Here is a 15,960-nt window from a genome sequence, read left to right on the forward strand (position 1 = left end):
ATTACTCTCCCAAAACAGTACCTAATTTTATGTTATTCCCTTGTAAAAATGATTTTACATCCATACGCTTTTTTCCGTCTAACTGCAATTCAAGAATTTCAAGACATTTTCCGTCACCGCAGCATACGATTAGTCTGTTGTTATTATCAACAATAGTTCCCGGCTTATCAGAGGTAATTGTTGTATGAACGGTTTTGTGAATTTTTACATTTCTGCCGTTTAGCGTTGTCATTGCAACGGGCCAGGTTTGAAGTCCTCTGACCTGATTATGAATTTCATCAGCAGATTTGCTCCAATCAATAGGACTCATAGCCTTGCTGATCATTGATGCGTATTGAGTTTCGATATTTGGTTGCTTGGTTGCAGTGACTGCTCCGTTACTTATCATATCAAGAGTTTTTACTAACGCATCGGCGCCTATTACCGACAATCTGTCAAAAAGGTCTGCACTTGTTTCATTTTCGCCTATTTGAGTTTTTTCAACGTAAAGTACATCGCCTGTATCAAGCCCCTCATCCATTTGCATAATGGAAACACCGGTTTCCTTATCTCCGTTAAGAACTGCCCATTGAATTGGCGCAGCACCTCTGTAAAGCGGTAATAAAGACGCGTGAACGTTTATGCATCCGTATGGTGCAGAGGTTAAAATCTCCTTTGGTAATATCTTGCCGTATGCAACTACAATAATTACATCGGGGGAATACTCCTTGATTATTTGAACTGTATTTGAGCCTTTGATTTTTTCAGGCTGATACACGGGGAGGTTATGCTTAATTGCACATGCTTTAACCTCGGGTGAAGTTAAAATCTGCTTTCTTCCGACAGGCTTATCCGGCTGAGTAAACACTGCACAAACCTCGTGACCTGATGTAATTAGCTTTTCGAGACAAGGTACTGCGAAATCAGGAGTACCCATAAAAACAATTCTCATTAGCCTTCCAACTTTCCTATAACCTTTGATACAAACAAAATTCCATCAAGGTGATCAATTTCGTGGCAAAAGCATCTTGCTTTAAGATCTTCACCGGTATATACATGCCACTTGCCTGTTCTGTCCTGTGCCTTAACCTGTACCTTTGCCGGTCGCTTGCACACACCGTATTTTCCCGGAACAGAAAGACAGCCCTCTGATTCCATTTGTTCACCCTCTGTCATTGTAATTTCAGGGTTAACAAGCTCAATAGGCTCGTCGCCGCAGTCCATTACAACAACTCTTTTGAGCAATCCAACCTGCGGTGCAGCCAGTCCGACACCGTTTGATGCGTACATTGTTTCAAACATATCATCTATTAATGTGGAGAGCTTTTCATCAAATTTTTCCACTACCCTGCACTTTTTTGATAAAACGGGATCACCCATTTTAACAACATTTCTTAATGCCATAATATTTTCCTCTTTATGATATATCGGGAGGATTTAAGCTAATGCTTATCCTTACACTTGAATATATCTTATTTTTATTAACATCCTTTAGAATATTTGTTAGCATTTGGCGAACTCTTTGTGAATTTTTACACTTTATCGCCAATCTATACCTGTAAGTATTGTTTATTTTTGAAATTTTTGCCGGTGTAGGACCTAATACAACAAGCTTAATATCAGCATATTCACTTGTATTTAATTCTACGAGCCTATCAAAAAAGGTCTTTGCACACATAGCAGTTGTATTTTCATTAATATCTGTAAATGTTACACAGTAAATATCGCAAAACGGAGGATAAATCATTAGCCGTCTAATCATTATTTCGTTATTATAAAAGCCGATATAATCTTGATTAGAAGCAAATTCGATAGTCTCGTTTTGAGGATTAATTGTTTGAATAATTGAAGTTCCCTCAAAATCTCGTCTGCCTGCCCTGCCGACAACCTGCGTAATTAAATCAAATGATTTTTCGTTTGCGGTATAGTTTTGGTCATACAGGGAATTGTCCGCGTTAACAACACCGACAAGCGTAACATCGTCAAAATCAAGCCCCTTTGCCACCATTTGCGTGCCGATTAATATGTTGTATTCTTTATTTGCAAACTGTTCTAATAATCTTTCGTGTGAAAATTTTGCAGAGGTTGTATCGGCATCCATTCGCAAAATTCTCGCATTTGGTAACAATGCCTGAAGCTCCTCTTCAATTCTTTGAGTTCCGAAGCCACTGTATCTAACTGCATCACTGCCGCAGCTTGTACAAATATTATCAAGCTGTTTTGAATATCCACAGTAATGGCACACAAGCCTGTTGTTATAGCTGTGATAAGTTAATGAAATTGAGCAATTTGGACAGGTTATAACATGTCCGCACTCGTTGCAGGCTATAAATGTATTATATCCTCTGCGGTTTAGCAACAATATTGCCTGCTTGCCGTTATCAATAGTTTGTGTCAAATGGTCGAGTAAAATTGATGAAATAGGACTTTTATTGCCTAATTTCATTTCTTTCTTCATATCAACCGTTATAACCTTAGGGAGCTTTGCATTGCCATATCTATTGTTTACGGTGGTTAAAAGATATTTTCCGTTAACAGCATTGCTGTAAGATTCAATCGACGGAGTTGCGGATGTCATTAAAAAATATGCTTTGTTATACGCAACTCTAAATCTTGCGACATCCTTTGCATTGTATCGAGGAGTACGCTCGGATTTGTATGTTTGCTCCTGCTCCTCGTCCATAACAATTAAACCAAGGTTATGAACCGGTGCAAAAACAGCAGACCTTGTGCCAACGACAATTTTGGCAAGACCGCTGTCAATGCGCTTGTATTCGTCGTTGCGTTCACCCAAAGAAAGACCGCTGTGTATAACAGCAACATTTTCACCGTATCTCGTATGAAAAATTGACAGAGTCTGAGGTGTAAGTGAAATTTCGGGAACGAGAACAATAACGTCCTTGCCGTTGTTGATTACATCATCAATAAGCTTAAGATAAATTTGTGTTTTGCCGCTTCCTGTTACACCGAACAGCAGTCCGCATCCGCCTGAGCAAAGCATTTTTTTGTTTTGCTCGTATGCAATTTCCTGCTCCTTTGACAAAGTGATGCTTTCGTTATTTGTAACAGAAATATTTTTATACGGATTTCTGTAAATCTCTTTTTGATACAGCTTTATAATACCGTTTTTCTCAAGATTTTTAAGAACACCTATACCAACACCGCAAAATTCACAAATCTCGTTTGCACCTGCGCAGCCTATATCAAGCAGCAAATCACAAACCGTTTTTTGCTTTTTTGTTAAGCCGGAAATAACAGCCTCATCATCAACTAAAAGCATTGCCATACGCTCTGATTTTGCTTTTAATTTTGAATATTTTCGAGGAAGCATTTGCTTCAAGCAATCATAAGTTGTGCAAAAGCATCTGCTTTTCATCCACAATGCAAGCCCTATCATCTCTTCGCTTAATGCAGTATAGTTAACGGATATTATACTTTTAAGCTTTGAAGCATCCTCTTCCTTTAATTCAACAACAATTCCCTCTCTGCTTTTGTTACCCTTTCCAAACGGAACTGTAACATTAGAGCCGATTTTAATATCGTTCAGAAGCTCATCGGGAACAGCATAGCTGTAATCTGTATCAAGGCTAAAGTATGTGTTGTCAACGGCAACGGTTGCAACAATCCTTTTCATTACTTTGACTTAATTTCTTCAGGCTCTTCTATAACATATTTGCCGTCACAAATTTCCTCAATAGCAGTAGAAACTGTTTTAACATCAAGCTTTGTATCGTTTTCGATAGCTTCATCTCTGATTTCTCTTGCTCTTTTAGCAGTACCTACAACAAGGCTGTATCTGCTGTTTACATTACCTAACATTTTCTTCAAATCTGGATTAAACATTACTTATCTCCTTATTTACTATTAAGAGTTAACAACTCTTTATTAATTATTTCGTTTATTTTATTTACACATTCTTCAAGATCATCATTTACCACAGAGTATTTGTACAGCGGAGCCATATCAATTTCTCTTTTAGCGATTGTCATTCTGTTTTTAACATCCTCAATGTCGTTTGTAGAACGGTTAACTAAGCGTTTTTCAAGAACCTCAAGACTTGGCGGAAGCAAAAATATTGAAATTGCATCGGGTCGTACCTTAAGAATGCTTTGAGCACCCTGAACATCAATTATAAGAAAACAGATTTTGCCGTTGTTAATTGCCTTTTCAACCTCTGATACAGGGGTACCGTAATAGCAATTATTGTACCTTGCATATTCAAGAAGCTCGTCGTTAACAACCATAAGCTGAAAATCGGACTCGGTCTTGAAGTAGTAGTTTACTCCGTCAACCTCACCCTCTCGCGGCTTTCGCGTTGTTGCAGAAACAGATTCAACAACATCGTTTCTTATTTTCTTTATCTCCTGAAATACAGTATCCTTACCGCAACCGCTTGGTGCAGACAAAATTATAAGCAATCCTTTGTTATTCATCATTTTGCACCTCCACACCAAAGCGTAACGCAATTTGCTTTAAGTCCATATAGCTCAAAACAACATTGTCACTATCGGTAATAATTATGCTCATCGTTTTTCTGCCGTGAGTTGCATCAATAAGAGTTCCGTCCTCTTTTCCCTTTTGGACAAGACGCTTTGCAGGAGCACTTTCGGGAGAGATTATGGATATAACTCTGTCGGCATTAATTAGATTTCCAAAACCGATATTTACTAAATTCATATTGTTTCTCCGTAATTATTCAATGTTTTGGATTTGTTCTCTGATTTTTTCAACCTCTGCTTTGATGTCAACAACCTTGCGTGCAATATCAACATCATTTGCCTTTGAGCCGATGGTATTTGTTTCTCTGTTAATTTCCTGAACAAGAAAATCCATCTTTCTGCCCACAGGCTCATCGGAAGAAATAAAAGCATTAAGCTGATCAATATGAGAACGAAGACGAACCGTTTCCTCTGCAACGGCAACCTTGTCTGCATAAATTGCAACCTCTTGAAGAATTCTGCTTTCGTCAAGCGATACTTCACCCAAAAGATCGTGTACTCTTTGCACAAGCTTGTCGTTATATTCCTTAACGGTTTGCGGAGAACGTTCTTCAATATATCCGACACAATCCAAGATAAACTGTCCTCTTGAATAAATATCGTCCTTCATTTTTGCACCCTCTGTTGTTCTCATAGCAACAAATCTGTCTATTGCCTCATCACAAACAGCTTTTACATAGGACCAAAGAAGTTCTTCGTCATCCTCTGACTTTCTTACAACAAGCACCTCCGGAAAACGAGAGATAGAAGACGCGCCGAAATCCTCTTTAAGATTATATTCGGTTGAAATCTCTTTTAATGCCTTTACATAAGCGTTTGCAAGTGTATGATTAACAACAACATCTGCAGTGTCGGTATCAAGAGCGTCAATGGTGACATAGCATTCAATTTTACCTCGAGAAACCTTACTGTTAATGTAGGACTTTAGCTTTTCGTCAAGAAAACCGTATTGACGAGGTACTCTTGATGAAAATTCAAAATATCTGTGATTGACAGACTTTAGCTCAACGGTAATAACGTAGCCGTCAATTTCCTTTTGAGCTCTGCCAAAACCGGTCATTGATTTTATCATGGCAATCCCCTTTCCTAAATAATAAAATTATATATTTATTCAAATTATAAGTCAACATTTTGTTAACAGTTTGTTTACAATTTTAATATTATATTTACAAAAGCCCCGTAAAACGAGGCTTTAATATAAAATATTTAGTTTTGTGATACTTGAACTGTTGTTGATATAGTAGTAGATTCGGTAGTAGTAATTGTAGTTTCCTCTGCTGCCATTAATCCCGTATATCCCCTGTGAATAATCTCTGTATTTTCGTCATAAAAACCTAAATCCATCAATGTCGGCAAAACACCGTTGTTAAGCAAATCGGAATTAGCGTCCTCATCAATGATTTGATATGCGGTTGTTGATTTGTCGACATATCTCAATGCATCCTGCATACCTTCAATACCATTAACCTCAACACCGTCAACAAAAATATACATTCCCTTTACAACAATAGTACCGGCATATGCCTCCTGTATTGATGTTGTTGTTTCGGTTGTAGTTTGCTTTGCGGCAGTTTCCTTTTCGTTGCCAAAGCTGATGTTTCCTGTTAAATACAGAACACCAAAAACAACAGCGATAACAATGATAAAAATAACAATTATAATAGGTTTATTACTCTTTTTATTTGGATCCTTTTTGAATCTGTGCCTTTCAAGTGTAGGCTTGTTGTTTGTAATATGAGTTTCATTCATATCAACATTTGTTACGCCATCCTGATATGAAGCATCACTTTTTTTATGTACAACAAGAGGTGCATCAAGTGCTTCCTCTACAATATCGTTTTTCTTTTCTTCAGCCATAATTATTCTCCTAATTCATTTAATTGAGCAACATATTTTTCGATTTTTTCAACTATCGCAGAAATTTTTTCATCATTTTCTACCGGTAAAAACGGAGATCTCGGGACACCGGCATCAATACCGAAACGTCTTGAAATTACATTTTTAGCTGCACCGTAAAGTGACGGAAGACTGATTAAATCAAAAATAACATCATTGATTTTGTACTGAAGTTCTTTAGCTTTGTCAATTTTGTTTTGATTAATAAGCTCATCAAGCTTAACAAAAAGCTCGGGCATAGTTCCGTATGTTCCGCCTATACCTGCATTCGCTCCCATTAATCTTCCGCCGAGGTACTGTTCATCAGAGCCGTTAAATATGATAAAGTCGTCACCTGCGACTGTTCTGTATCTTTCCATATTATATACAGGTTCCTCGGAATTCTTAATGCCTATTACCTTTGGATTTTTGGCCATTCGTTCAAACAAATCAAGCGGAAGGTTAAATGATGTAAGCTGTGGGATATTGTAAATAATAAAAGGTAAATCGGTAGAATCAATTATCCCGTTCCAATGCTTTTCTACGCTTGCGGGAGAAAGATGATAGTATACCGACGGAACTGCAGAAACAGCGTCAACACCGATTTTTTCAGCATGCCTTGCAAGGCGTATGCTCTCCTTTGTTCCTGCGCATCCAACATGAACGATAACAGTGAAATCGCCATCTGCAGCATCCATTACCGCTTCGGCAACCTGCATCCTCTCCTCTGTCGAAAGAAGAAAGCCCTCGCCTGTTGATCCGCAAACATAAACACCCTTGACACCCTTGCTCTTGTATATTCTAACAAGCTTCTTGATGGCATCAACATTTATTTCGTCATTTTTGTCGTAAATAGTATTAAGTGCGACAAATATACCCTTAAATTTTTCTAAATCTCTCATTTTCATCACCAAAAAAATAATATCACATAAATTATACATTTTCAATATTAATGTTGAAAATATGTAAATCACTTGCTATAATTAATTTATGGAAAAGAATACTAAAATTTTAGAACAAATTAAAGGCGGATTAATTGTCTCATGTCAGGCATTGCCGCATGAGCCCCTTTATGACTCTTACATTATGTCCAAAATGGCATATGCAGCTATGCTCGGCGGTGCCGTTGGCATCAGAGCAAATACAATAGTTGATATTTTGGCAATAAGAAAAAGAGTTGATTTACCGATAATCGGTATTATTAAGCAGGAATATAACGGCAGTGATGTGTATATCACTCCGACAATGGATGAAGTGGATGCTCTTGTTGAAATAGGTTGTGACATTATAGCAACCGATGCAACAAATCGTATTAGACCAAACGGAAAAACCTTTGAGGATTTTTTCAGCGAGGTCAGAGCAAAATATCCAAATCAACTATTTATGGCTGACACCTCGTGCTTTGAGGAGGGACAGCTTGCTGAAAGGCTTGGTTTTGACCTGATCGGTACAACTATGGCAGGTTATACCCCATACACAAAGGGTAGATCTTTACCTGATTTGGAGCTTATTGAAAAGTATTCAAAGGAGCTTAACGTACCTATTATTGCCGAGGGTGGAATATGGTCACCCGAAGACTTAAAGAACGTATACAAGGCGGGTGCATTCAGTGCTGTTTGCGGAACAGCTATAACAAGACCTATGGATATTACAAAGCGTTTTGTCAAGGCATTAGATGAATAATTATAATACCAAAGGATGTGTTATGATATGAGAATATTAGCATTTGATATAGGCGGTACTTTTATTAAGTATGCTTTATGTAATGATAATTTTGAATTAACCGAAAAGAATAAAATTCCAACCAATGCCAAGCAAGGCGGTCAGGTAATTATTCAGCGAATTATTGATATTATCGAAAGCTATGAAAATATCGATAGAGTTGCTATTTCCACCGCAGGTCAGGTTGACAGCGAGCACGGTGTTGTTGTTTATTCAACCGATAACATTCCATACTACACAGGAATGATGGTAAAAAGCCTTATTGAAAACAAAACAGGTATTCCCACCTTTGTTGAAAATGATGTTAATGCCGCTGCTTTAGGTGAGGCTCACTTTGGTGCAGCCAAGGGCGAAAATGATTTTATATGCTTAACACTCGGAACCGGTGTCGGTGGTGCTATTTTCCTAAATAATAAGCTATATAAGGGCTCTGCATCTGCGGCAGGTGAAATCGGTCATATGGTTATTCATGCGGGAGGCAGACAGTGTACTTGTGGCGGTGAAGGATGCTTTGAATGTTATGCTTCGGCTAATGCGTTAATTAAGGCAGTTAATAAGATTTCAGATGAGCCGCTTGACGCCTTTCAGATATTCCAAAAGGAAAATATGCAAAGACCTGAAATAAGATCGGAAATTGACAAATGGATTGACGAAATTATTATCGGTCTTATGAATTTGATTTATATTTTCAATCCCCCGCTTATTGTCATCGGCGGCGGTATTATGAATGAAGATTACATCATTGAACTTATTGACAGAAAGATTTACAGCAGACTTATGAAAAGCTTTAAGAATGTTAGAATTGAAAGAAGTCAAAAAGGTAATGATTCTGCGCTGTTGGGCGTTGCTTACGAGGCTTCAAAGCTTTAATAAACAAAAAATTGCTCCCGACTAATCATCGGGAGCATAACTATATTTACTTGTACATTGGACTATACCTCAAAAATTAATTTTTGAAAAATACTACTTAGCCCATTGGAATTTACCTCTTTATACTAATAATCAAAATCAAACTATTTAGTACATCGGAGTTTACCTCTTTCAAAATTATAGGTTGAATTTTAAGAGCCATCTACTCTGATTATCTGCAGGAAAATAATCTTATATATCCTTATTATTAAGTTTTTACGACACCTATAAGTATTTATCCAACCCTGCAATAACTATTTAATTCATCTGATAAGATACCGGTCGGTGATTAATTCCGTTTTAATACTCTCAACCGTTAGTTCCGTTATTTATTGGAATACTGTATAGGTGGCTGAATTATCAATCTGAAGTTTCATATCTTCAGCCTCCTTTCCTTCGAACCCTCTCTTAAGTTCAACTAAATAGTAGCATACTTTTTAGTAAAAGTCAATAGTTTTTTTCAACATTTTTCAAAAAATATATAAAATGTTACAAAAGAAAGAAGCCTATTGACTAATTTATATATTATATATTATAATGACAAAAAGGAGTGATAAATATGGATAACGAAGAAATTTACGAGCCTGATCTCCTCTCTGTTACCGATGAGGACGGAAACGAGATTGTTTTTGAATTGCTTGAAAGATACGAAACAGATGACGATGTTTATGTTGCAATAACCGAGTATCACGATGTTGCACAGGATATCGTTGAGGCTGATTATGAGGTAATTATCCTTAAGGTTGTTGAGGATGAAAACGGTGATGAGTATCTTGAAGAAATTCAGGATGAAATGGAATACGAGCAGATTTCCGACATCTTAATGGCTAAGGTTGAGGAAAAATATGATGTAGAGTATTTTGAACCTGAACAGTAATAATTTTTATAACTATTCATAAAATAATAATGTCTGCGCATCTCGACAACCTATCGCCAAATAACCCGAACAAACAATTTTTAATGGGAACTAAGCTCCGATTTATGTGATGCAGACCTCCCTACTTTGTAGGACGCTGGGAGCACTGATTACATCGGGCAGTAACCCACCTGCTTTAACCGCAGGTTATATTCGGCATAGGCGGATGCGTGGATAAAAAAACGGCGGCACGTAGCCGCCGTTTATTTTTTATTATTCGCCCTTCATTTCAAGAAGCTTTGCCTTACCCTCAAAGGAGTCCTTTGAAAGCTTGATAGAATCGAAGATAGCCGCCTCAATATCGTCAGGAGTACAACCAAGCTCCTTGGTGTCGTCAGTAGGAATGAAAAGATTCATGCCCATAATATCAGCAAGACCAACAGGATCAATTCCTGATTCAACATTTCTCTTTGCATAATCCTTTCTCATAACGAGACCGAAAGCCTGGAATGTCCACTTTGGAACATCAACAATCTTTCTGTCAGGAATTCCATCCATTGCTCTGTAAACAATCTTAAGGAATTCTCTCCAAGTCATATTGTAGCAGGAAATGCCATATGCTCTTGCGCCCTTAACCTGCTCTGCAGCACCAACAATAGCCTCACCAACCTGGCGAACTGTAAGCATTGCTGTGCCTCCCTTTGGATACATGGTGAAAGGCATTTTTTCAAATCTTTGAAGCTGTTCAATAAGGATAACCCAAACAGGTCTTCTGCCCGGCTGTGTACCGAATATGTACGGAAGCTCAAGAACACCGACGCCCATATTTTCATCAGCATACTTAAATGCAACCTCTTCCTGATCAATCCTTGAACGGATATATGGATGCTTTTCGCAAAGCTTCATATCAGGACGCTCCTTTGCAAGCCATGCAAAGTATGAACCAAGAACAACACAACGCTTAACACCGCATTTTTTAGCCATAGCAAGACATCTGTCAACCGGGTCAATATTGTACTTTTTGTATGCTTCGTATACAGGAGCAGGAAATTCAACTCTTTCATCAACACCTGCAGCATAAACAAATGCATCAACACCTGTCATTGCCTTTTCAAGCTCTTCATCTGTAAGCTCAAGGAAATTGCCGAATTCAATTTCCATTTCCTCCGGAATAGGAGCACCTTCCGGTAGAGGTGGAAGAGCAATAGTCTTTACCTTGTGTCCTCTGTCAATAAAAATTTGTGCGGCAGCCGAGCCAAGAAGACCGGTACCACCGAAAATCAATACGTTCATAATACCCTCCCGTATCTAAAATAATTTAACATTATTATAATACTACATATTTTTCCATTCGTCAATAAATAAATATCATTGTTTATACAAGTATATTAATTAACACATAATCCTTTGAATTAATGCATCCATCGTTATTTACATCGACATATGGATTATATCTGCTGTTGCTTTTATTTGCAGGATAAGCGCTATCAAAAAGTGGTGCTTTATCTATCGCAAAATAATTGTATCTGTCACTGTACAAAGAATAGTACAAGATACCGTTTTCTTCACCTAAACCGGCATTTTTGTCGGTATGATTGTATACCAAATATGTATCCCCTGTTTTCAAATCATACGAACGGATATATGCCAATGTATTCGTTGAATGGCTGAAATAAAGCACATCCCCTATTCTTACCAGCTTTGCAAGCGGAACATTTATTCCGTTTGAATATTGCGAATATACGGTTTGATAGTTAGCGGTGTTAAGCCTTGTGGTGTTTGCGTTTACATCTCTTTTAATAAGGTTGATATAAAAGTTTTCGGCATCCAAATCAAGATAATAGTAATCTCCGTTATAAACATAAATATTGGATGTTAAGCTGTCCCAAAAAGCATCGTCAAACGATGTGTCCGTACATTCTATGTTATCAGGAAATGTACTGTCGGAGTGGCCTTTATTAGCTTCAAAATCCGCAGTGCTTTTCAAAAAGTATATATGAGCATAAGTACCCATACTGTTTTTGCCTGTTGTTGTAAACGTAGTGTCATCCCATGTTAAATCCGCATTATACCATTTTCCGTTAATACAAACCGCGTTCCACGCATGTTCCATAGAATTGGAAATTACATATCGGCAAGGAATGCCAATCTCTTTAAGTATTGCAGAGTATACTAAGGCATATCCCGCACATACAATTTTGTAATCCTTAAAAAATCCGTAGGCAGAATGATATATATCCTTTTCATCAGTTGGATAGATTGCCTTTGAGCAAACATAATCGTGAATAACAATTGCCTTTTGCAAATCGGTCATTGTGTCGTCAACAAGTGACAATGCCTTTGCCATACCTAGATTATATTCATATTTTGCTGATTCGATTTCAGCACTTGTACAGGAATATTTTGGATAAACGGATGCTACTGTATTATTGCTTTCATAATAGCCGTACTGAATATTGCTTGATACATAAAACAGCTCCGGATTGTCATTAATAACATTTGAATATATCAAAAGAAATTCAGGTATCGGTATTTTGTAAGATGAAAGGTCAAAATATGATTTAACATTAATTAACCCGTTATAAATAGTATCTTGAGCAGTAGCCAATGTTGAATCGCTTATTGAATATTTAGGGCTGAATGTGTCAACAACTTCGCCCTCCTGTAAAAGGGGTACATTATCCTGGGCTATATCTGTATTTGCATAAACAGCTAAAGGAGCAAAAACAGAAATTAATAAGATAAGACTTAGTATAATACAACTAATTTTTTTCACAAAATCACATCCTTTTTATCTAAATTATATATCCATTTATATAATACTAAAAAAACAGCGCTCCGTCAAGAACGCTGTTTTTTTAGTATTATAAATTATACCGGATGAACCTTTGTTTCGATATTATCATGCTTTCCGTCAAGGCCGTATTTTTTGTCTCTTCTCTTTTCAAAGAATTTAACGGCAACCTGTCCGAATTGTGCGTAGGAAAGAACATCTTCCTCCTGCTCATAGAATTCGGAAATTTCACTCTTGAACTGATCGATGGTATCGTTAAGAAGGTCGGCAGGACGGCAATTAATTATATCATCATCACCGACAATCATCTTTCTGAATTCAGGATCAATTTCACATGGAGTAGCACCGTACTTACCTGCAACCATATCCTTAAATTCCTTTGTAACCATCTTGTATCTTTCACCCATGATAACGTTAAATACAGCCTGTGTACCTACGATTTGAGATGTAGGTGTAACAAGTGGAGGATAACCTGAATCCTTACGAACTCTCGGAACCTCAGCCAAAACCTCTTCAAGCTTATCTTCCTTGCCTGCCTGTTTAAGCTGGCTATTAAGGTTTGAAAGCATACCGCCCGGTACCTGATAAAGCAAGGTGTTAGCATCAACGCCAAGCATTTTAGGATCAAGCAGACCGCTGTCAAGGTATTTTTGACGAAGCGGAGCAAAGAAATCTCTAACCTCACTCAATGCTTTAAGGTCAAGACCTGTGTCATATTCTGTACCCTGAAGAGCGGCAACCATTGACTCTGTTGCGGCGTGTGATGTGCCCATAGCAAGTGGTGACATTGCTGTATCAATAACATCAACACCGGCCTCAATGCCCTTTAGAAGCACCATTGAAGCAAGTCCCGATGTATAATGGGTATGAAGTTGAATAGGAATATTAACGGTTTCCTTGAGTGCTTTAACCAAATCATATGTGCCGTAAGGAGTCAGCAAGCCTGCCATATCCTTAATACAGATTGATGAAGCACCTGCATTCTCAAGCTGCTTTGCATAATTGCAATAATACTTTGTATCAAATACAGGACCTGTGGTATATGAAATCGCAGCCTGTACGTGACCGCCATATTTATTTGCGGCATTTATTGCAGTTTCAAGGTTGCGCACGTCGTTAAGAGCATCAAATATACGAAGAATATCAATACCGTTATCTATGCTCTTTTTTACAAAGTAATCAACTACCTCATCACTGTAATGACGGTAGCCAAGCATATTTTGCCCTCTGAAAAGCATTTGAAGCTTTGTGTTTGGACACTTTTTTCTTATAGTTCTTAATCTCTCCCACGGATCTTCGTCAAGAAAGCGAAGACAGCTGTCGAAGGTTGCACCGCCCCAGCACTCTAACGAATGAAAACCGATAGCATCCATTTTGTCAAGAATATCAACAAATTCTTCTGTTCTCATACGGGTAGCAATCAACGACTGATGTGCATCACGTAAGACAGTTTCGGTAATTCCAATTTTTGCCATATTGCACCTCTTATGCCAAAGTGATAATAGTTTGACCTGCTTCTACAGAATCACCCTTGTTTACATTGATTGAAGCAACGGTACCGTCCTGCGGAGCAACAATATCATTTTCCATTTTCATTGCTTCAAGAACACAAAGCACCTGACCTGCCTTTACAGCATCACCGTTTGATACCTTAATATCCAAAATGTTACCCGGCATAGGAGCATCAACCTTTACGCTTCCTGCACCGGCAGGAGCAGGAGCTGCCTTTGGTGCCGGAGCATCCTGTGGAGCAGGTGCCTGAACAGGAGCAGCAACCGGAGCAGCTGCAGTTGAAGTGCCCTCCTCAACAGTTACGTTATATGGTGTACCGTTTACAGTAATAGTATAATTTTTCATTTTTATATCCTCCGTTATTTTACAGAATGTTTTCTTGGAATAGTTGTTTCTCTTTTGCTTGCAAGCATATCAAGATACTGAGAAATCTTTGCCCTCGTTTCCTCCGGAGCAAAAACATCATCAACAGCTCCGCATGCAGCTGCTGTATACACAGAGCCGACTGTTTGTCTGTATTCGTCCTCAAGCTTTGCACGATCCTCGTTATTTGCAAGTCTGTCATTATAAAGGAAAGAAACGGCAGCCTCAACATCAAGCGGAGAAGCAACGGCATTGTTCCAAGCCAATGTAACATCGGCATTTGCACCCTTGCCGGCAAGAATAATATACGAGCAACCGATAGCCTGTCCTGTAATTAAGCTGATTTTAGGACAGGTAGCACTTGCGTATGCTGATGTAAGCTTTGTTGCAGCGACAAGCATTTGTGACTCCTTGTCTTTAGCCAATCCTGTGCTGTTAGCAATTGTAATAACAGGAATGTTAAATGAATCGCAAAGCTTAACCATAGCCTCTGCTTTGTAAGACGCAGACGGACAAACAAAGTCATCAGCAAATGCAACCACACCTACTGTGCATCCGTCAACCGTACCGAGCTTTGTAATAACGCGATTAGCATAATCAGCCTTAAGCTCAACAGAAACGGTTGAATCAAGAATTGAATCAATAATATCATTTACAGCTGAGCCATTTGCTGCAACAACTGACGGAGCTGAATATTCAAAATCAACCATAGGTGCGCTGTACAAATTATTTTTAGGAAGCATACAGGCAAGCTTCTTTGCCTGCTCAACAGCGTCATCAAATGTATCACAGGTAATGTCAACAATTCCCTGCTTTGCGCTTTCTTCAACTGTAATATCGCTCGGAGCTGTGATGTAAAAATCGCTGTCCTTTACTGCAATAACAACATCAGCCAAATTAGCTATAAGAGCTGATGTTCCGAGGCAGGCACCGGTAATTACGGAAATCTGCGGCACAACACCCGAGAGCATAGAAGCTGCTTTTACAACCTCACCGAAGGCATTAAGCACCTCAAATCCCTCTGTAAGCTGAACACCGTTTGAATCATAAATACCTATAATTCCACAGCCTGTTTTTTTAGCTAAATTAAAAACCTTTGAAAGCTTTGTGCACTGTGCAACTGTTATCGCGCCGCTGTTAACGTTACTGTCCTGTGCAAAAGCATAACATTCGGTTCCGTTTACATAACCGAATCCGGCTACAACCTCAACATCACCGTCAGCACCCTTTGCAAACGGATCAATCTCGGTAAAGATACCGTCATCAAAAAGAGATGCAAGCCTTTGAATGGCAACATTCTCTTTGTTTGAATTGCTCATTGAGAATCCTCCTTGCGAGTTAATTAAAGTAAACCCGAATATCAAAATATCCAAATTTCGCTATTTTATATATTAACATTATTAGGTAAAAATATCAATATAAAAATAAAAAAAGTCAAATATAAATCTGAC

General features: G+C 38.2%; 17 protein-coding genes. 3 read left to right on the top strand and 14 right to left on the bottom strand.

Translation table 11 applies throughout. The features are described 5' to 3' along the window. Position 1 precedes the first annotated feature (1 nt). From fmt to Q0P34_RS01880, 9 genes are all read right to left on the bottom strand, one after another. On the bottom strand, positions 2–931 hold the full coding sequence (gene fmt / locus Q0P34_RS01840; RefSeq protein ID WP_294952022.1) for a methionyl-tRNA formyltransferase: 930 nt from the start codon (positions 929–931) through the stop codon (positions 2–4). Then, entirely contained in the window at positions 931–1,383 is a 453-nt protein-coding gene (gene def, locus Q0P34_RS01845; protein ID WP_294952025.1) for a peptide deformylase, read from the bottom strand. Before def ends, fmt begins: the two co-directional genes overlap by 1 nt. 13 nt (positions 1,384–1,396) lie before the next feature. Then, entirely contained in the window at positions 1,397–3,613 is a 2,217-nt protein-coding gene (gene priA / locus Q0P34_RS01850; protein WP_294952028.1) for a primosomal protein N', read from the bottom strand. Then, complete coding sequence (gene rpoZ, locus Q0P34_RS01855) at positions 3,613–3,822, bottom strand: DNA-directed RNA polymerase subunit omega (protein ID WP_178667756.1); 210 nt, start codon at positions 3,820–3,822, stop codon at positions 3,613–3,615. Before rpoZ ends, priA begins: the two co-directional genes overlap by 1 nt. Positions 3,823–3,833: 11 nt before the next feature. Beyond that, positions 3,834–4,415, bottom strand: coding sequence for a guanylate kinase (gene gmk, locus Q0P34_RS01860; protein ID WP_294952034.1), 582 nt, complete (start codon positions 4,413–4,415; stop codon positions 3,834–3,836). After that, positions 4,405–4,656 carry a DUF370 domain-containing protein gene (locus Q0P34_RS01865; protein ID WP_294952036.1) on the bottom strand — a complete coding sequence of 84 codons (252 nt, stop codon included), beginning with the start codon at positions 4,654–4,656 and terminating at the stop codon, positions 4,405–4,407. Before Q0P34_RS01865 ends, gmk begins: the two co-directional genes overlap by 11 nt. Before the next feature lie 15 nt (positions 4,657–4,671). Continuing rightward, entirely contained in the window at positions 4,672–5,550 is an 879-nt protein-coding gene (locus tag Q0P34_RS01870; RefSeq protein WP_294952039.1) for a YicC/YloC family endoribonuclease, read from the bottom strand. Between the two features lie 134 nt (positions 5,551–5,684). Next, entirely contained in the window at positions 5,685–6,335 is a 651-nt protein-coding gene (locus tag Q0P34_RS01875) for a hypothetical protein (RefSeq protein ID WP_294952044.1), read from the bottom strand. A gap of 2 nt (positions 6,336–6,337) precedes the next feature. Further along, positions 6,338–7,255 (bottom strand): dihydrodipicolinate synthase family protein, encoded by a 918-nt coding sequence (locus Q0P34_RS01880; protein WP_294952049.1) that lies wholly within the window; start codon positions 7,253–7,255, stop codon positions 6,338–6,340. A gap of 88 nt (positions 7,256–7,343) precedes the next feature. Between Q0P34_RS01880 and Q0P34_RS01885 the strand changes: the two genes are divergently transcribed. From Q0P34_RS01885 to Q0P34_RS01895, 3 genes are all read left to right on the top strand, one after another. Further along, positions 7,344–8,036, top strand: a complete 693-nt coding sequence (locus Q0P34_RS01885) for an N-acetylmannosamine-6-phosphate 2-epimerase (protein WP_294952054.1) — start codon at positions 7,344–7,346, stop codon at positions 8,034–8,036. Positions 8,037–8,063: 27 nt separating this feature from the next. After that, positions 8,064–8,945 (top strand): ROK family protein, encoded by an 882-nt coding sequence (locus Q0P34_RS01890; protein ID WP_294952058.1) that lies wholly within the window; start codon positions 8,064–8,066, stop codon positions 8,943–8,945. Positions 8,946–9,543: 598 nt separating this feature from the next. Further along, complete coding sequence (locus Q0P34_RS01895; RefSeq protein ID WP_294952063.1) at positions 9,544–9,861, top strand: DUF1292 domain-containing protein; 318 nt, start codon at positions 9,544–9,546, stop codon at positions 9,859–9,861. Between the two features lie 252 nt (positions 9,862–10,113). Here Q0P34_RS01895 and Q0P34_RS01900 read toward each other — a convergent pair whose 3' ends face one another. The 5 genes from Q0P34_RS01900 to Q0P34_RS01920 form a co-directional block, all read right to left on the bottom strand. Then, entirely contained in the window at positions 10,114–11,133 is a 1,020-nt protein-coding gene (locus Q0P34_RS01900; protein WP_294952067.1) for an NAD(P)-dependent oxidoreductase, read from the bottom strand. Positions 11,134–11,215: 82 nt separating this feature from the next. Then, entirely contained in the window at positions 11,216–12,616 is a 1,401-nt protein-coding gene (locus tag Q0P34_RS01905; RefSeq protein WP_294952068.1) for a transglutaminase-like domain-containing protein, read from the bottom strand. Positions 12,617–12,711: 95 nt separating this feature from the next. Beyond that, on the bottom strand, positions 12,712–14,109 hold the full coding sequence (locus Q0P34_RS01910; protein WP_294952071.1) for an oxaloacetate decarboxylase subunit alpha: 1,398 nt from the start codon (positions 14,107–14,109) through the stop codon (positions 12,712–12,714). A gap of 10 nt (positions 14,110–14,119) precedes the next feature. After that, positions 14,120–14,491: a biotin/lipoyl-containing protein gene (locus Q0P34_RS01915; protein ID WP_294952074.1), complete on the bottom strand. Its 372-nt coding sequence runs from the start codon at positions 14,489–14,491 to the stop codon at positions 14,120–14,122. A gap of 14 nt (positions 14,492–14,505) precedes the next feature. Then, the gene (locus Q0P34_RS01920) at positions 14,506–15,828 is read right to left on the bottom strand and encodes a carboxyl transferase domain-containing protein (RefSeq protein ID WP_294952076.1); all 1,323 of its coding nucleotides are present in this window, start codon (positions 15,826–15,828) and stop codon (positions 14,506–14,508) included. Positions 15,829–15,960: the final 132 nt, after the last annotated feature.

It is taken from the genome of uncultured Eubacterium sp. (assembly GCF_945980375.1).
In the GTDB taxonomy this organism is placed as follows: Bacteria; Bacillota; Clostridia; order Oscillospirales; family Acutalibacteraceae; genus Eubacterium_R.